Here is a 16,105-nt window from a genome sequence, read left to right on the forward strand (position 1 = left end):
AATGAAGAACCTGAAACTGTATATCCCTGTCTTTGCATTTTTGCTTCTGGCTGTATTTATGTGGCGCGGCTTGTATATGGATTCGCGGACCTTGCCTTCAACGTTGATTGATCGTGAATTGCCTGAGTTTGAACTGCGCACTCTGGGCGAAGGTGATCAACTGGTCAGTAATACTGATCTGCCTGATGAGCCATTCATATTGAATATCTGGGGGAGCTACTGTTTGCCATGCCTGCAGGAGAATCCGATTTTCATGTCGGCTCGTGAGCAGGGACTGGTGCCGATAGTCGGGGTCAACTATAAAGATCGTGATAACCTTGCCAGAGACTGGCTGGATATTAATGGTAACCCGTTTACGATGAATATTGTCGATGATAGCGGCAGGTATGGTATTGACCTTGGTGTTTATGGTGCACCTGAAACTTTTATTGTCGATGCCGATGGCGTGATCCGGTATAAGCATATCGGTACGATTAATTATCAGGCTTGGGAAGATGAAATCATGCCTGTGGTTAGAGAATTACAATCAGCCCACGCCGCAAGCGCTAGTGCCTCGAGCGGACAGTCTTCATGAGACTGTTTCCGGTACTGATGAAAAGCCTGTTACTCGTGTGCACGATGGCATTTGCCATGATGGCTGTCGCACAGGTAGACGTCTTCGATTTTGAAACGGCAGAGCAGGAAGAGCGTTTCCGCCAGTTGGCCAATGAGTTTCGTTGTCCCATGTGTCAGAACGCCAATCTGACGCATTCTACGGGTGGGGTCGCTGCTGATCTTCGCCGGGAAATCTATAATCAGATTATTGACGGTCGCACTGACGAAGAAATAGAACAGTTCATGCTGGATCGCTACGGTGATTTCATTCTGTATCGGCCCCGGCTAACGGTTCAAACCATTTTGCTCTGGTTCGGCCCGGCATTATTCTTCATCATCGGTATCTGGGTTGTCTTTGGCATTATCAAACGCAGTGCGGCCAATAGCCGGGGTAATGAAGAAGATCAAGGTGCAGAAACCGCGGCAGCAGGGTCGGAAGACCTGACTGCAGATGAGCAGGCCAGACTGGACAGATTGCTTGCTGACAAGCTGGCTAATAACCCTTCGACAGACGATGATTCGTCTGATGATTCCCGACGTTAATTGAGAGAGGTGGCCTTTTGTTTTGGGTGATCTGCATATTATTGCTCGTTCTGGCATTTGCCTTCATCGCTGTACCTGTGCTGCGCCAACGCGTTATTTCGCTGAATGACAGACAGCAGCGGGCGGCAGCCAACCTTGCTATTTATCAGGAACGGCTGGAAGAGTTGCACACTGATTTGCGTGAGAACCTGATTGACCAGGCACAGTTCACAGCATTAAAAGCTGAGCTGTCACGCTCTTTGCTGACAGACGTGGAAGATCAGGATCTGCGTGTTGATCCGGCTGTTGCTGAGCCAGACAAGAAAGCTCTCTTTTCAGCGGCAAGGCTGATGCCTTTACTAGCCAGTGTGTTTTTACTGGCTGCCAGCTTCGTGCTCTACGATCTATGGGGGGCACAGAATGATCTCAAGCTGGCCGGAATCGTCGAAAGAACGGCTGAAGCCAGGGATAACCCACAAGCCATTGCCGATTTGATTTATGAAATTGGTGATGTGGTTGAAGACGATAGAGAAAATGCCTGGGCCTGGTATTTGATGGCGAGAAATCTGGTGATGCTCGGGCAGATGCCGGAAGCCGCCAGTGCATTTGATCGTGCCGCGCAGTTAATGGAGAACCCACAAGATAAGGCTGCTGTCCTGGGGCAGTACGCCCAGGCTCAGTATGTTGCATCTGGCCAGGAACTGACCGAGGAAGTGATGGGCATCATTACCCAGGCGCAGCGACTGAATCCGCGTGAAATGACAGTGCTGCAACTACTTGGTGCTGATGCCTATGTGAACCAGGACTATCAGTCAGCGCTGACCTATTGGCAGCAAGTGTTGACCATGATGCCTACTGGGCCTGATTCGCAATTCATTCAACAAATGATGGCTGACGCTGAATCCAGGCTGGAGTCGCAAGGTGGTGCCGGTAGCGATGCAGTTGCTCCGCAAGTTGCGGTCAACCTTTCTGTTTCACAGGATATTACCGTTTCTGCCAGAACCCGGGTTTTTGTTTCCGCACAGCAAGCTGATGGCACTGCCGGACCACCACTGGCTGTGAAAGTGTTGCAGTTCTCAGACTTACCAACAGTTGTCACCTTAAGTGATGCTGATGCGGTTGGACCCTTCGCCTTGTCCTCAGCAGAGTCAGTGTCTATAGTGGCTACTATATCCCTGAGTGGATCAGCCGACGTGGCACGTGGTGATTATCAGGGACGGAGCGGCATTATTCGTTTGCCAGATGACAGTGAAGAGCCTGTTAGCGTATCGTTGCAGATATCAGATGTCGTTCGCGAATAACCCATTTTGCAGGAAATATCAGGTTGTAACAGCATGGTAGAGACAGCAGTATCAGACAAAGTCAAAAATAAACTGATCGACCGTTTTGGTCGTACGGTTGACTATGTCCGTCTCTCGGTGACTGACAGATGCGATTTTCGCTGTGTGTATTGCATGACGGAAGATATGGAGTTTTTGCCGCGTCGCCAGGTATTAACCCTGGAGGAGATCTATCGTGTAGCCCGTGCCTTTACCCGGTTGGGAGTGAAGAAATTGCGACTAACCGGTGGCGAACCCATGGTGCGAAGCAATGTTATGTCGCTCATTACAGCGTTAGGGAAGCTGCCTGGCCTGGAAGAGCTGTTGCTGACTACCAACGGTGCGCGTCTGGATAAACTCGCCGGCCCGTTGCGCGATGCAGGGGTTAACCGGATGAATATCTCCATCGATAGTCTTCAGGAAGACCGGTTTAAACGTATTACCCGTGTCGGCAACCTGCATAAAGTGTTGGCTGGCATCGATGAGGCACGTCGCTACGATTTTGATCGTATTCGTCTGAATACCGTTATTATGAAAGGGTATAACGATGATGAAGTATTACCGCTGGCTGATTATGCGCTTAGCCGGGGTATCGATATTGCCTTTATTGAGGAAATGCCACTGGGGCAGGCCTCGGATCATGACCGGAACGAAACCGTATGCAGTAATGACTGGGTCAGGGAGAAACTGGAGGCGGAGTATACACTAACGCCATCAGTTTCACGTACCGCAGGGCCTTCAAAGTATTATTCAGTTGCAGGCAGCCAAGGGCGGCTCGGTTTTATTTCACCTATGTCCCATAACTTCTGTGCTGACTGTAACCGTGTCAGGGTCACAGTGGAAGGCCGTTTGTTGCTCTGTCTGGGTAATGAGCACTCGATGGACTTACGGGAAGTGATACGTGATGGAAACGCCGAGCCAAGTCGTGATTTCGAAGGGCTTGAGAATTGGGGTGATATTCCGGAAACCGAAGTGGACGAACGCTTGCGAGAGCACATTATTTCGGCAATGGACCTGAAACCAGAGCGCCATCACTTTTATGAACAGGATTATGAACAACCCGTTCGCTTGATGAACATGACAGGGGGTTAGACGAGACATGCAGTCGTCTCTGAGTATTGCCGTAATAACCGTTTCTGATACCCGAACTGAAGAAACTGATACCTCAGGAAAATATTTGCAGGAGCAGGTAACGCTTGCCGGACACAAACTCGTTTCCAGGCAAATTGTTAAAGACGATACCTACTTGTTGCGAGCGATAGTTGCCACACTGGTTGCTGATGAGTCGGTCAATGCCGTGTTGCTGACTGGTGGTACAGGGTTTACCAAGCGCGATAATACAGTAAAAGCGATTCAGCCCTTGTTTGATACACCAATCGAAGGGTTTGGCGAGCTGTTTCGCATGCTTTCCCATGCGGAAATAGGCAGCTCTTCCATGCAGTCCAGAGCGATTGCCGGCCTAAGTAACAATACCATTATTTTCTGCATGCCAGGTTCTACTGGCGCTTGTCGTACAGCGTGGGAAGGATTGATTGCTGAGCAGCTGAATGCGGCTCATAAGCCATGTAATTTTGTGGAAAAGCTGGTTAGCTAGCCAGTGCTCTCTTCACTTTTTGCAGGACAAAAAGAAACCGGTCGTGGCAGGTGAGTCGCCATCGACCGGTTATAAGTACCATCCAGCGGGTGTAAAACTTAAAGCTGCACGAATTAAGCGTATATCTGTTAATTCGTGCGGGAATTAGTTACGCCAATTTCTGCACGTTTCCGAGAGTAACCGCCAGTGCTGGCAATAACCCGGCTGGGCCGGATTAATTAGTTGCCAGTACTGTCAGCACAGGCACTGCGATAGACGCAGTAACGATGGCTGCGGTTACAAGTGCGGCTCGTGCGCTGATAATCAGTTCGCTCATGAAAAACTCTCCTTAAAGGGCAAAAATCGATGTTGGTGTTACGATCCGTCGTTGCATTTAGCGTTGTGCGCCTAAGCAACGGTGAGTATAGTAACACAACTGCGAAATAAAGTAACACCTTTTGGTAAAAAAAGTGTAAATAACGATGATCGGTAACAAAATAGCGTTGAGTTGAGGTAACACATTGTCGGTAAGGATAATTACATTTAACTGTAATGGAGTGAGATCTTCGGCGAAAAAAGGCCTTTATGATTGGATAAGTCAGCAAAATGCAGACTTTGTTTGCCTTCAGGAGATAAAAGCACAACCCGAGCAATTACTGGACTCGGTGTACCATCCAGACGGTTTTGAGTGTTACCTGCATGCTGGAGAGCGAAAAGGTTACTCTGGTACCGCCATTTACAGCCGGGTAACGGCGGATAACTGCCAAAAAGGTTACGACGAGGAGGTGTCATATTCAGAGGGACGCTATTTGCGGCTGGATATTGCTAACTTGACCATCATTTGTTTGTATCTGCCCTCAGGTCGTAGCAGCGAGGACAGACAAGCGATCAAGATGTCCAGTTTGCAGAGCCTGTACGGTGAATTGCAGGCGCTGAAGCAAACAGGGCGCCAACTGGTTGTTTGTGGTGACTGGAATATGTGTCACCGACGGGATGACCTGAAAAACTGGCAGGCCAACCAACGTAAACCTGGATTTCTTGAGGAGGAGCGGGCCTGGCTGGACCGTTTGACTGCTGAGTTGGGGATGGTGGATGCCTTCAGGGACCTGACTCAGGGGGCGGGGCATTATACCTGGTGGTCACAGCGCAGCCGGGCAAAAGAGACAAATGCCGGATGGCGGCTTGATTACCACATGATCAATCCGGGATTACGCCATCGCATCAAACGCGTTACCATTTACCGTGAGTTGAATTTTTCTGACCATGTGCCGGTTCTGCTTGAGCTGGATGGGGATTTGGATGAACTCAGCCATCAGTCGGGATGGTAGTCTGGGTGATGTTTACGTGAATAACACAGTGTCCTTACTAACGCAGTGTGTTAACAAGGTTCAGATAGTCGGGAGTAATAATTGATGAGTAAACGTTTGTTGTGCTGGTGTACGGGGTTACTGGCAGCATTGTTGTTTGGTTTTTCGAGTGTGGCCCAGGCACAGCTTTCGGCTGTTATTGCAACCAATAAGGGTGATATAGAACTTCGGCTTCGGCCTGATGCAGCACCCACCTCGGTGGCGAATTTTGTGAACCTGGCTGAGCGGGGGTTTTATGATGGTTTGTTGTTTCATCGAGTCGAGCCGCGTTTTATGATTCAGGGGGGGGACCCGGAGGGAACAGGCCGGGGTGGTCCGGGTTATCGGTTCGCCGGTGAAAACAACCTGCGTCATAACCGGCCGGGGATTTTATCAATGGCAAATGCCGGACCGGGAACAGAAGGCAGTCAGTTTTTCATTACACACGTGCCTACACCTCACCTGGATGGTTTGCATTCCGTTTTTGGTGTAGTAACCCGTGGTATGGATGTTGTCAATGCAATACGCAGAGGTGACCAGATTGAATCGATTGAGATTCGAGGAGATTACTCGGGCGTCTTGCAACAAAAAGCAGATATTCTGGCGGAATGGAATGGTATTCTGGATGAACAGTTTCCTGCATTGAAACCAGCACCGACCTGGGATTAAGATCAGCTCCTGCGCAGTACCGGGTTCGCTCGCAATGATTGAACCCGGTTGCCGACTCTGGTCTGTTACGGTAACACTTTTTTAAAAGGCTTAACGGTGACTGAAGCATAGACGCCAGCGCTCTGGTAAGGATCTCCGGCTGCCCAGGCTTCTGCTTCGCTCAATGAATCAAATTCAGCGATGATCAAACTGCCTGTGAATCCCGCATCACCCGGGTCTTCACTGTCCTGTGCAGGGTGGGGGCCGGCAATGACCAGGCGGCCTGCATCAGCCAGTGCCTGTACACGCTTCAAGTGATCGGGTCGCACCGGTAGTCGTAAAGGCAGGCTGTTTGGAACATCTTCGCTAATAATGGCGTAAAGCATAGTGTTTTCCGTTTTTGATTGTGTTTTAGTTTAATGTTTTTGAAAGCCGCTTGAGTGCAGGCAAGCATATATATTGGCAGTTTTAATCAGGCACGAACAGGCCTGGCAGTTTCACGCATAACAGGATTTTGGTATATGGCAAAACGCTCCGCCCAAATATTAAAGATACATCCGGTAGACCCGGAGCCGCGATTGATTCGCCAGGCCGCTCAGCAACTAATGGCTGGTGATGTCATTGTTTATCCGACTGATTCAACGTATGCATTGGCCTGTCATATTGGTGACAAGGCTGCTCTGGAGAAAATCCGCCGGATTCGCCAACTGGCTGACAAGCATAATTTTACCCTGATGTGCCGTGATTTGTCGGAATTGGCGACCTATGCCCGGGTGAGTAATACAGCGTACCGATTGCTGAAAGCTTTTACGCCGGGACCCTATACCTTTTTACTGTCAGCAACTGCTGAGGTGCCGCGCCGGTTAATGCACCCCAAGCGAAAGACCATTGGTCTGCGTGTACCGGATCATCCAGTCACACAGGCTTTACTGGAAGCTGTTGGCGAACCTTTTATGAGTACCAGTTTGATACTTCCCGGGGATGATTTGCCATTATCAGAGGTTTTTGAAATTGAAGAGCAACTTGGTAATCAGGTTGATCTCATCATCGAAAGTGGTGCCTGCGGTGTAGAGCCGACCACGGTTGTTGACCTGGTGGATGGCGTACCAGATATCGTCAGGGTCGGTTTAGGTGACCCGAGTCCCTTTGAGGCCTGAGCGTCGTAAAGCCCGGCGCGAATGAGCGTGAATTGAGCGGTGCGGTAGTCGCAAAAATCGTGCGATAATGGTTTTTTAAATAACAGTTAACGCGCAATCGCTGGTTTGCGCTATAGCGTTATCGTTTCACAGGACAGGAGTTCACTTTGTCAACCTCGGAGTCACAGAAACGTGTACTGTCAGGCATGAGGCCAACAGGACGTTTGCATTTAGGCCATTACCATGGCGTATTGAAGAACTGGGTAAAACTGCAACATGAATACGAATGCTTTTTCTTTGTTGCTGACTGGCATGCCCTGACCACAGATTATGCGTCTCCAGGCCAACTGGAAGACAATGTCATCAATATGGTGATTGATTGGCTGGCTGCCGGTGTTAACCCCGGTTCTGCTGCCATGTTTGTGCAGTCGCGGGTACCTGAACATGCTGAGCTGCATTTGTTGCTCTCAATGATGACACCGCTGGGCTGGTTGGAGCGCGTACCTACGTATAAAGATCAGCAGGAAAAACTCAAAGACAGAGACCTTGAGACTTATGGTTTTCTGGGCTATCCGTTGCTGCAAAGTGCCGATATTCTGATTTATCGGGCCGGTCATGTCCCTGTTGGCGCGGATCAGGTTGCCCACGTTGAGCTGACCCGGGAAGTGGCCCGTCGTTTTAATCACCTTTACGGTAAAGAGCCTGGTTTTGAAGAAAATGCAGAAGCGGCTGCCAAGAAAATGGGCAAGAAGGCGGCGCGACTGTACAACAACCTTCGCAATGCCTATCAGGAAAAGGGTGATGCAGATGCGCTGGAGCGTGCACAGGCGTTGATCATGGAGCAGCAGAATATCTCCCTGGGTGACCGGGAAAGGCTGTTAGGTTACCTGGAAGGCGGCGGTAAAATGATCCTGTCAGAACCACAGGCGCTGTTAACGCCAGCTTCACGTATGCCCGGGCTGGACGGCCAGAAAATGTCCAAGTCTTACGGTAATACCATCCCGTTGCGCGAAGACCTGGATCAGGTTGCCAAAAAGATCAATACCATGCCCACTGATCCGGCTCGAGTCAGGTTAAGTGACCCGGGTGATCCGGACAAATGTCCCGTCTGGCAGCTTCATGAAGTGTATTCGGATGAAGATACCAGAAGCTGGGTGCAACAAGGTTGTCGCAATGCCAGTATTGGCTGTCTGGCCTGTAAAAAGCCGGTTATTGATGCTGTCATTGCTGAACTCGAGCCTATTCAGGAGAGAGCGGCCCAGTATGAGAAGGAGCCTGATGTGGTTCGTGCTATTCTGGCCGAAGGTGCTGAACAGGCGCGGGAGACAGCACGTGATACCTTGCGTGATGTCAGGGAAGCCATGGGTTTGGGATATCGATAATGCAGGTGCAAGATCCGCAGGGTACAGAACAGAGCGAAGAGCATTCTCAGCATGAAATGCCGTTTGCTTATGTTGCGGGTCAGGCTGTCACTCAACTTCCCAATGACCTTTATATACCACCGGATGCGCTGGAAGTGTTTCTGGAGGCATTTGAAGGACCGCTGGATCTGCTGTTATATCTGATCAAGCGTCAGAATATAGATATTCTGGATATTGATGTCTCCATGATTACTGAGCAGTACATGGCATACGTTGAGTTGATGGAAGCACATCAGTTTGAACTGGCGGCGGAGTATCTGGTAATGGCAGCCATGCTGGCAGAGATCAAGTCAAGAATGTTGCTGCCGCGCACCAAAGACGAAGAAGAAGACGAAGAGGATCCGCGAGCCAAGCTGATTCGTCGTTTGCAGGAATACGAGCGTTACAAGAAAGCAGCAGAAGATCTTGATGAGCTGCCTCGTGTTGAGCGCGACATTCATATAGCAGGTATCCAGCAACCACAATTTGATCGTCAGACACCAGATCCGGTTGTGGAATTACAGGAAATACTGGCGGCCCTGGCTGGAGCATTGCGTCGGGCAGACATGTTTGAAAGCCATCAGGTGCAAAGAGAAACATTGTCAACGCGAGAAAAGATGGGTGAAATACTGGTGCGCTTATCGAGTGAGCGCTTTGTGCCACTGGTTTCACTATTGATGAAAGAGGAGGGGCGACTCGGCGTGGTTGTGACCTTCCTGGCCGTGATGGAGTTGATCAAGGACTCATTGGTTGAGATTGTCCAACATGAGCCATTTGCCCCTATCCACATCAAAGCCAAGAGTTAGAGTCAGGAAACATAATGAACGAAACTGAAGATCAACTTGACGAAATCCAAGACAGTGACGTGGAGAGTGAGGTTGCAACGCCAGAGGTTGAGGAAGCGCTGGAAACAATTGATCAGCCCCCTCAGGAGATTGACCCTGAAACATTGGTGCAAATACTGGAGGCGGTCTTGATTTCATCGGGCCGGCCAATGTCCGTGAATTCACTGGCGGCGATCTTTCTGGAAGAAGAACGCCCGGAGAATGAACAGATTCGCGAAGCGCTGGTAACCATTGCTGAGCGCTGTGAAAACAGGGGGTTTGAGCTAAAGGAAGTGGCATCAGGGTTCCGTTATCAGGTCAGGCAGACACTTAGCCCATGGGTGGCCCGACTGTCTGAAGAGCGACCACAACGTTATACCCGTGCCTTATTGGAGACACTGGGCTTGATCGCCTATCGTCAGCCTATTACCCGTGGTGACATTGAAGAGATCAGGGGGGTGGCCGTTAGCTCAACTATTATCCGGACGTTGCTGGACCGGGAGTGGATTCGCGTGGTTGGGCATCGGGATGTCCCGGGACGTCCTGCCATGTTTGCAACGACCAGACAATTTCTTGATTACTTTAATTTGAAAAGCCTGCAAGAATTGCCGCCCTTATCTGAAATAAGAGACCTGGATCAACTCAATCCGGAGCTGGATCTGGGTGAAGACACAGGTGGCAGGGTGCTGGACTTGCCCGAGGAAACAGCACCCGAAGGTGCAGAAGAAACAGAACCGGTTGATGAGCAGTCATTGCTGGATGAAGATGAAGCAATGGCGCTGGCCAAGCGACCACTGGATGACATACTAGGTTACGGCCGCAAGCAGGAAGAAGAGAATGAGTGACGTCGTTAATGACGAGAAATTACAGAAAGTCCTTGCCCGTGCCGGGTTCGGATCCCGTCGTGAAATGGAAGGCTGGATCGGCGAAGGGCGTGTCATTGTCAATGGTAAAACAGCGACACTGGGCGATCGTGTCAGTGCTGATGATGCCATTACGGTTGACGGCAAGAAAGTTGCCAATACAGCCGCGAATCAGGAGATGACCCGGGTTTTACTTTATAACAAACCCGAGCAGGAAATTTGTTCGCGCAATGACCCTGAAGGTCGTATCTCGGTTTTCGATCATTTGCCTCCTATTAAGCATGGTCGCTGGGTCGCGGTAGGGCGGCTTGATTTCAATACCAGTGGGCTTTTGCTTTTTACCACTGACGGGGAATTGGCTAATCGTTTGATGCACCCGTCTTCAGGTATCGACCGGGAGTATGCGGTACGGATCAATGGCGAAGTCAGTGATGAAATGATTGAAACTGTCAAACGTGGTGTTGATCTTGATGGTGACGGACATCTGTGTCGCTTTACTGATGTGCAGTATTACGCCGGAGAGGGGCGCAATCGCTGGTATCACGTTGTGATTATGGAAGGGCGGAACCGTGAAGTCCGACGCTTATGGGAATCTCAGGGCGTCAGGGTGAGCAGACTGAAACGGGTACGATATGGACCGGTGTTTATCCCGAGCCGGGTGAAACAGGGACAGTTCTATGAAATGAAAGTGCCTGAGGTGATCGGCTTGTATGAGACTGTTGAGTTAGCACCGCCATCAGGAACGACGCGCCGGCCTGCCCGACAACGCAAACACAGGCGCTAGTCGGGTCAATACATCATACAAGACAGTATCAGTTACCGGGCTCCAGGCTGCTTTTTAGCTGCTCAACTAATTTAGGTATTAATGCCTCGATTAACTGGAGCTCCTGTTCAGTGAAGCGCTGGTCACGGGTAAAACTGATCTCTCCCAGGTAAGTATCCGTCATCAGCAGCCGGTATTCGCAAGTGTGTCGGGCTGACTTGCCCAGGCGAATATCAACGTCAAGGTCGGCATTATGATAATGCAGCCCGTCCATGCCAATGCCTTTGGTCAGGCGGTTGAGCAATCGACGTTGCAGCGCCGCAAGGGCGTGGCTTTTGTCAAGAAGGTTCCCGTCTGTAAGCGTTTGTGAATCAGTGCTCAGCGGTGATGCGCTCGTTCCTGCTTGCATGATCACTCTCCCGTTGAGTGGATTAGATGGGTATTTTCTGCACAGCAGAAATCATTTCCACCGCGATTTTTAATCTTGTACATGGCCATGTCGGCACGCCTGATCATAGAATCCGTGCTGTCGCCCGACTGGTATGCTGCCAGGCCGATACTGGCAGTAATCTGAAAGTCTGCCTGATTGGCAGTGATGGTCTGACTGGCTATTGCATTGCGGATTCTTTCTGCTGCAACCATGGCGCCTTTTGCTTCGGTGTCGCGAAGAATGATGACAAACTCTTCGCCACCAAAGCGGTAACTCTGATCCGATTGTCGGTTCAGCCTGCCCAGCAAGTCACTGAATTGTCTCAGTACCTGGTCTCCAACCTGATGTCCGTGTGTATCATTAACGGATTTGAATTTATCAATATCAAGCAACATCAAAGACAGAGGTCTTTGGTGACGATTGGCAATGGCGATTTCCTGTTCGAGCTGCTCAGTCATTGCCATGCGGTTGCCCAGCCCCGTCAAAGGGTCCTTGCGTGATGCTTTAATGGCATTCTGGTATTGGCGGGCGTTTCGTAAGGGGGATATTAATGTGCCGAGCAGTAGTTCCAGGTCGGCAAGCTCCTCAGGCAGGAGGCGCTTGTGACGGAAGAGGGTGAGTTCTCCAAAGTCGTCATCACGGGCGCGCAGCCGGTAGGCAGCCTGGTGAGGCTGTTGTTCACCGATCAATAAAAGATCTGCCTGCGGGTAGGCTGCATAGCTGATACCGTCAATGGCAAAATGTTCAGCAACACGTTCGTGGAAAGTCGCCAGAATCTGCTGATTATGCAGGGAGGCCTGAAGCTGGCTAAGAAGTCGCCAATACAGGGCGGACAGGTTTTTATCGCCTGCTTTTTTGTCAGCAGAAGCTGAATGACTGCGTTGTTGGTCCTGGCTGTCTAGTGTTGCTTTTGCCAATTCCATAGCTTTCTCCCTGGAATATGTTCTGGCAAAAGCTAAGCGAGAAACGTGCCAACAAGAGAATAGCTAATAATATCAGATGGATAGGTTTGCTGTATGTTCTGTTAAGGCGTGGGAGTGGCAATAAATTGCCGCTCCCGGCAAAGTGACGTTCAATTAATTGGCGGAGGCAACATCATTATTGATTCTTGCCAGTAACTCTCTGATTTCGATCGCTTCGCCGTGCAGGTGCTGACTTTGCGGCGCCATCAGGTAGAGGTAGGCAGGCATCAGGGATTCCGGCGTAGGCAGTGTGGCCGGATCCTCGGCAGGATAGGCGGCGCGTCGCATGGATGTTCTGGTGGCACCGGGGTTTATGGTGTTCACCCTCACGTTAGACGTGTTGCCCAGTTCATCGGCCAGTACCTGCATGAATCCTTCGGTGGCAAATTTTGAGACGGCATAGGCTCCCCAATAAGCTCGACCTTGTCGACCGACACTGGAGGAGGTCAGCAATATGCGGGCATCTTCTGCGGCCTGTAATGCGGCGAGGGTGGCTCTGGTGAGCTTGAATACTGCGTTAACATTGACCTGAATAACCTTGTCCCAGTTTTCCGCCGGGTAATATTGAATCGGGCTGGTTCCTCCCAGAATAGAGGCGTTGTGCAGTAACCCGTCAAGCTTGCCGAATTGTGATGTGATCGCTTCACCCAGGGCGTTGTAGTCATCCTGGATGGCGGTAGCCAGATCCAGCGGGTGGATAATGGGTTCCGGGAGCCCTTCCGCCATTATTGCGTCGTAGACTGCTTCCAGCTTTTCCTGAGTGCGACCCAGTAATATGACTTGTGCCTGCTGGCGGGCATAGGCCATAGCAGCGGCTTTGCCAATACCGTCACCAGCGCCTGTTACCAGGATGGTTTTATTCGTTAAGTCAGGTGACGTCATTGTATAAGTGCTAGTCATGCGAGTTACCTTGCAAGTAAACGTAGTAAAAGGGAGTGAAGTTCAGCAACATTGTCCACGATATAGTCAGCATTCCAGTCCTGGATCCCGAGTTCGTCATCGTTATTGGGCAAGGGCAAGTAACCATATCCCGCGGCGACTGTTTTCATGTCAGCGGCATGACCTGCCTGTATATCGCGCTGGTGGTCACCTACATAAATACATTGCTGCGGCTGCAGGCCAAGCTGCCGGGCAGCAAGCAATAAAGGTTCTGGCGATGGCTTGCGTGTCTTAACATGGTCAGGGCATATCAGCGTCGCGCATGTGCGGTGGATGCCGAGTGATTGCAGAATGGGTTTGCTGAACCGAACCGGTTTGTTGGTGACAATGCCCCAGGGAATCCGGTGATTTTCAAGTGACTCAAGCAAAGCCGGAATGCCGGGGTAAAGGTCTGCGACTGGCTCGCGAATTTGTTGCTCGTAACGGTCAAGAAATTCTTCCAGCAGTTTGCCAAATTCAGGTGCCGAATCCGGGATTCCGGATGCCAGTGTCAGCATGGCTCGGGCGCCGGCTGACACTTTTTGGTGTAATGCCTGCTGCGATGGTTCCTGCCAACCATATTCCTGGCAAAAGTCAGCAATGACGGCTGCAAAATCGGCGGCACTGTCTAACAGTGTGCCATCGAGATCAAACAACACCGCATCTGCTGTTCCTTGGCTGGAAACAGTCTGCGTCATACCGCTTTTTCCTCGTCGGGCTTAGTATAATGGACGAGGTAATTAACAGAGACGTCATTTTCCAGGCGATATTTTTTGGTCAGCGGATTGTAAGTCATGCCTGTCAGCTCACCTTGCTGCAAGCCGGCCTGGCGGCACCAGAATGCAAGCTCGGATGGTTTGATAAAGTGCGCGTAATCATGTGTGCCCCGGGGCAGCAGATTTAGTACATATTCGGCGCCCACAATGGCAAACAGCCAGGCTTTCGGATTGCGATTAATCGTGGACAGGAAAATATGACCGCCAGGCCTGACCAGCTTGGCGCAGGCTGACACTATCGCAGCCGGATCGGGTACGTGTTCGAGCATTTCCAGGCAGGTGACAATGTCATACTGTCCTGCCTCACGGTCAGCCATGGCCTCGGCAGCAATATTTTCATAGCGAATATCGAGCCCGCTCTCCAGTTGATGAAGGCGGGCAACCGCCAGTGAGGCTTCAGCCAGGTCGATTGCCGTTACATCAGCACCCTGATGTGCCAGCGCTTCACTAAGGATGCCGCCACCGCAGCCAATATCGATACAGCGCTGGCCAGCAGGATTGACCTTGCGATTGATAAAGCCCATGCGCAAAGGGTTAATCTCGTGCAGGGGTTTGAATTCGCTGTTCGGATCCCACCAACGAGACGCCAGCGCCTCAAATTTACGGATTTCAGCATCATCACGATTCTGGTTAGAGGCTGTTTGCTCTTTTTGCTGTGCTGTTGTCATGGCGTGTTACCCAGGCGAGATTGCCAGTTCTTGGTTTGATCGGTGATTTTACTGATATTCAGCGAAGTGAATTTGCCATCGTTAATAAGCTGACGGCCTCCAACCCAGACATGCGATACCTGGTCGCTGCGCGTACTGTACACCAGTTGCGAGACGGGATTGTACAGTGGCAGGCTGTTCAGTTCATCCATGCGCACGGCTACGATATCAGCCAGCTTGCCTGCTTCCAGTGAGCCGATTTCCTGATCCATTCCCATCGCGCGTGCACCATTGATGGTGGCCATGCGCAACGCCTCCGTGGCGGGCAGGGCGGCGGCATCTTTAGCTACGGCTTTAGCCAGCATGGCGGCGGTGGAAAGCTCGCCAAACATATCAAGATCGTTATTGCTGGCCGCCCCATCAGTACCGAGTGCAACATTGATACCCTGTTGCTGCAATGTGTGTACCGGGCAAAAGCCACTGGCCAGCTTCAGGTTGGATTCCGGGCAGTGCACGACTGAACTGCCTGACTGCTGAAGTCGTTCGATATCGTCGTCATTTAATGCTGTGCCGTGCACACAGAGCAGGCGAGGGCTTAATAAACCCAGCTTGTCTAGACGCTCAATAGGTCGCATCCCGGTTGCAGCAATAGCGTCATCGACCTCCTGCTGTGTTTCATGGATATGCATGTGAATAGGTACATCCAGTTCCTCAGCCAGGGTGATGATACGTTTTATCGGCTCATCGGAAACGGTATACGGCGCATGTGGACCAAAAGCGACGCTGACCAGGGTGCTGTTGCGCCAGTTGTCGTGCAGTGTTGTTGTCTTGTGTATGGCCTCATCAGTGGTGTTGGCCCAGGGTGTGGGAAAGTCAATGATTGGCGTTGCCAGCTGTACTCGTATGCCTGCATCTGAAGCGGCCTGCGCAGAGCTTTCCGGAAAGAAATACATGTCGGCAAAACAGGTTGTGCCGCCCCTGAGCATTTCGGCGATGGCCAACTGAGTTCCCTGATAAACAAAATCTTCACTGATCCACTGGCCTTCGAGTGGCCAGATATGCGACTCCAGCCAGGTTTGTAACGGTAGATCGTCAGCAATGCCGCGGAACAAGGACATCGCGGCATGTCCATGCGCATTAACCAGGCCGGGAATAAGTACATGATCGTTTAGGCGGATCTGTTGGCTGGCTTTGTAGCGACTAAGTGCCTGGTCTTGTGGCAGGCAGTCCAGGATGCGTCCGCCATCAACCACGGCCGTGTGGTGTTCCAGTAAGCGGTTATCCGCATCCACGGGAATGATCCAGCGGGCATGAATCATCAGCTCAACGGACTTCACTGGCTCTGACCTCGATTCTGTCTCTGTCATAAGGTGTTCCCGGATAA

At 51.0% G+C, this 16,105-nt stretch carries 18 protein-coding genes and 1 pseudogene; 12 read left to right on the forward strand and 7 right to left on the reverse strand.

Annotated elements, in window-relative coordinates; all coding sequences use genetic code 11:
* The first annotated feature begins 1 nt into the window (after position 1).
* From PSCS_RS13405 to PSCS_RS13435, 7 genes are all read left to right on the forward strand, one after another.
* On the forward strand, positions 2–574 hold the full coding sequence (locus PSCS_RS13405; RefSeq protein ID WP_068812595.1) for a DsbE family thiol:disulfide interchange protein: 573 nt from the start codon (positions 2–4) through the stop codon (positions 572–574).
* On the forward strand, positions 571–1,137 hold the full coding sequence (locus PSCS_RS13410; protein ID WP_082866622.1) for a cytochrome c-type biogenesis protein: 567 nt from the start codon (positions 571–573) through the stop codon (positions 1,135–1,137). The genes PSCS_RS13405 and PSCS_RS13410 overlap by 4 nt, the downstream gene beginning before the upstream one ends.
* Before the next feature lie 26 nt (positions 1,138–1,163).
* Positions 1,164–2,417 carry a c-type cytochrome biogenesis protein CcmI gene (ccmI, locus tag PSCS_RS13415; RefSeq protein WP_229694573.1) on the forward strand — a complete coding sequence of 418 codons (1,254 nt, stop codon included), beginning with the start codon at positions 1,164–1,166 and terminating at the stop codon, positions 2,415–2,417.
* 33 nt (positions 2,418–2,450) lie between these two features.
* The gene (gene moaA, locus PSCS_RS13420) at positions 2,451–3,527 is read left to right on the forward strand and encodes a GTP 3',8-cyclase MoaA (RefSeq protein WP_068812597.1); all 1,077 of its coding nucleotides are present in this window, start codon (positions 2,451–2,453) and stop codon (positions 3,525–3,527) included.
* A 7-nt stretch (positions 3,528–3,534) separates the two neighbouring features.
* The gene (gene moaB, locus PSCS_RS13425) at positions 3,535–4,029 is read left to right on the forward strand and encodes a molybdenum cofactor biosynthesis protein B (RefSeq protein ID WP_068812598.1); all 495 of its coding nucleotides are present in this window, start codon (positions 3,535–3,537) and stop codon (positions 4,027–4,029) included.
* 500 nt (positions 4,030–4,529) lie between these two features.
* Positions 4,530–5,336: an exodeoxyribonuclease III gene (locus PSCS_RS13430; protein ID WP_068812599.1), complete on the forward strand. Its 807-nt coding sequence runs from the start codon at positions 4,530–4,532 to the stop codon at positions 5,334–5,336.
* A gap of 84 nt (positions 5,337–5,420) precedes the next feature.
* Positions 5,421–6,023 carry a peptidylprolyl isomerase gene (locus PSCS_RS13435; RefSeq protein ID WP_082866624.1) on the forward strand — a complete coding sequence of 201 codons (603 nt, stop codon included), beginning with the start codon at positions 5,421–5,423 and terminating at the stop codon, positions 6,021–6,023.
* Positions 6,024–6,088: 65 nt separating this feature from the next.
* On the opposite strand, the gene PSCS_RS13440 is transcribed toward PSCS_RS13435, so the two are convergent.
* Positions 6,089–6,388, reverse strand: coding sequence for a YciI family protein (locus PSCS_RS13440; RefSeq protein WP_068812600.1), 300 nt, complete (start codon positions 6,386–6,388; stop codon positions 6,089–6,091).
* Between the two features lie 135 nt (positions 6,389–6,523).
* Between PSCS_RS13440 and PSCS_RS13445 the strand changes: the two genes are divergently transcribed.
* The 5 genes and pseudogenes from PSCS_RS13445 to rluB all read left to right on the forward strand — a co-directional run.
* Positions 6,524–7,159, forward strand: coding sequence for an L-threonylcarbamoyladenylate synthase (locus PSCS_RS13445; protein WP_068812601.1), 636 nt, complete (start codon positions 6,524–6,526; stop codon positions 7,157–7,159).
* 146 nt (positions 7,160–7,305) lie between these two features.
* Positions 7,306–8,520 (forward strand): tryptophan--tRNA ligase, encoded by a 1,215-nt coding sequence (locus tag PSCS_RS13450; protein WP_082866625.1) that lies wholly within the window; start codon positions 7,306–7,308, stop codon positions 8,518–8,520.
* Positions 8,520–9,344 (forward strand): segregation and condensation protein A, encoded by an 825-nt coding sequence (locus tag PSCS_RS13455; RefSeq protein WP_068812602.1) that lies wholly within the window; start codon positions 8,520–8,522, stop codon positions 9,342–9,344. Before PSCS_RS13450 ends, PSCS_RS13455 begins: the two co-directional genes overlap by 1 nt.
* Before the next feature lie 14 nt (positions 9,345–9,358).
* Positions 9,359–10,207 carry an SMC-Scp complex subunit ScpB gene (scpB, locus tag PSCS_RS13460; protein WP_188619113.1) on the forward strand — a complete coding sequence of 283 codons (849 nt, stop codon included), beginning with the start codon at positions 9,359–9,361 and terminating at the stop codon, positions 10,205–10,207.
* Positions 10,200–10,958: pseudogene (gene rluB / locus PSCS_RS13465) on the forward strand (23S rRNA pseudouridine(2605) synthase RluB); the annotation flags it as partial. The gene scpB and the pseudogene rluB, both read left to right, overlap by 8 nt.
* A 79-nt stretch (positions 10,959–11,037) precedes the next feature.
* Here the strand turns inward: rluB and PSCS_RS13470 are convergent.
* The 6 genes from PSCS_RS13470 to PSCS_RS13495 form a co-directional block, all read right to left on the reverse strand.
* On the reverse strand, positions 11,038–11,397 hold the full coding sequence (locus PSCS_RS13470) for a hypothetical protein (protein ID WP_068812604.1): 360 nt from the start codon (positions 11,395–11,397) through the stop codon (positions 11,038–11,040).
* 2 nt (positions 11,398–11,399) lie between these two features.
* A complete protein-coding gene (locus PSCS_RS13475) occupies positions 11,400–12,341 on the reverse strand; it encodes a GGDEF domain-containing protein (RefSeq protein ID WP_068812605.1) in 942 nt (313 codons plus the stop codon).
* A 153-nt stretch (positions 12,342–12,494) separates the two neighbouring features.
* Positions 12,495–13,280, reverse strand: coding sequence for a YciK family oxidoreductase (locus tag PSCS_RS13480; protein ID WP_068812606.1), 786 nt, complete (start codon positions 13,278–13,280; stop codon positions 12,495–12,497).
* Positions 13,281–13,285: 5 nt separating this feature from the next.
* Complete coding sequence (locus PSCS_RS13485) at positions 13,286–13,996, reverse strand: HAD family hydrolase (RefSeq protein ID WP_068812607.1); 711 nt, start codon at positions 13,994–13,996, stop codon at positions 13,286–13,288.
* Entirely contained in the window at positions 13,993–14,742 is a 750-nt protein-coding gene (gene ubiG, locus PSCS_RS13490) for a bifunctional 2-polyprenyl-6-hydroxyphenol methylase/3-demethylubiquinol 3-O-methyltransferase UbiG (RefSeq protein ID WP_068812608.1), read from the reverse strand. The genes PSCS_RS13485 and ubiG overlap by 4 nt, the downstream gene beginning before the upstream one ends.
* Positions 14,739–16,088, reverse strand: coding sequence for a TRZ/ATZ family hydrolase (locus PSCS_RS13495; protein WP_229694568.1), 1,350 nt, complete (start codon positions 16,086–16,088; stop codon positions 14,739–14,741). Before PSCS_RS13495 ends, ubiG begins: the two co-directional genes overlap by 4 nt.
* Between the last annotated feature and the right edge of the window lie 17 nt (positions 16,089–16,105).

It is taken from the genome of Pseudohongiella nitratireducens, from assembly GCF_001642735.1.
In the GTDB taxonomy this organism is placed as follows: domain Bacteria; phylum Pseudomonadota; class Gammaproteobacteria; order Pseudomonadales; family Pseudohongiellaceae; genus Pseudohongiella; species Pseudohongiella nitratireducens.

Bases quoted from the DNA above. Each gene is read 5' to 3' on its own strand.
- moaA (WP_068812597.1), top strand. From the start codon at position 2,451: ATGGTAGAGACAGCAGTATCAGACAAAGTCAAAAATAAACTGATCGAC.
- PSCS_RS13495 (WP_229694568.1), bottom strand. From the start codon at position 16,088: ATGACAGAGACAGAATCGAGGTCAGAGCCAGTGAAGTCCGTTGAGCTG.
- PSCS_RS13480 (WP_068812606.1), bottom strand. From the start codon at position 13,280: ATGACTAGCACTTATACAATGACGTCACCTGACTTAACGAATAAAACC.
- PSCS_RS13470 (WP_068812604.1), bottom strand. From the start codon at position 11,397: ATGCAAGCAGGAACGAGCGCATCACCGCTGAGCACTGATTCACAAACG.
- PSCS_RS13475 (WP_068812605.1), bottom strand. From the start codon at position 12,341: ATGGAATTGGCAAAAGCAACACTAGACAGCCAGGACCAACAACGCAGT.
- PSCS_RS13435 (WP_082866624.1), top strand. From the start codon at position 5,421: ATGAGTAAACGTTTGTTGTGCTGGTGTACGGGGTTACTGGCAGCATTG.
- scpB (WP_188619113.1), top strand. From the start codon at position 9,359: ATGAACGAAACTGAAGATCAACTTGACGAAATCCAAGACAGTGACGTG.
- PSCS_RS13455 (WP_068812602.1), top strand. From the start codon at position 8,520: ATGCAGGTGCAAGATCCGCAGGGTACAGAACAGAGCGAAGAGCATTCT.
- moaB (WP_068812598.1), top strand. From the start codon at position 3,535: ATGCAGTCGTCTCTGAGTATTGCCGTAATAACCGTTTCTGATACCCGA.
- PSCS_RS13485 (WP_068812607.1), bottom strand. From the start codon at position 13,996: ATGACGCAGACTGTTTCCAGCCAAGGAACAGCAGATGCGGTGTTGTTT.
- PSCS_RS13405 (WP_068812595.1), top strand. From the start codon at position 2: ATGAAGAACCTGAAACTGTATATCCCTGTCTTTGCATTTTTGCTTCTG.
- PSCS_RS13440 (WP_068812600.1), bottom strand. From the start codon at position 6,388: ATGCTTTACGCCATTATTAGCGAAGATGTTCCAAACAGCCTGCCTTTA.
- ubiG (WP_068812608.1), bottom strand. From the start codon at position 14,742: ATGACAACAGCACAGCAAAAAGAGCAAACAGCCTCTAACCAGAATCGT.
- PSCS_RS13410 (WP_082866622.1), top strand. From the start codon at position 571: ATGAGACTGTTTCCGGTACTGATGAAAAGCCTGTTACTCGTGTGCACG.
- PSCS_RS13445 (WP_068812601.1), top strand. From the start codon at position 6,524: ATGGCAAAACGCTCCGCCCAAATATTAAAGATACATCCGGTAGACCCG.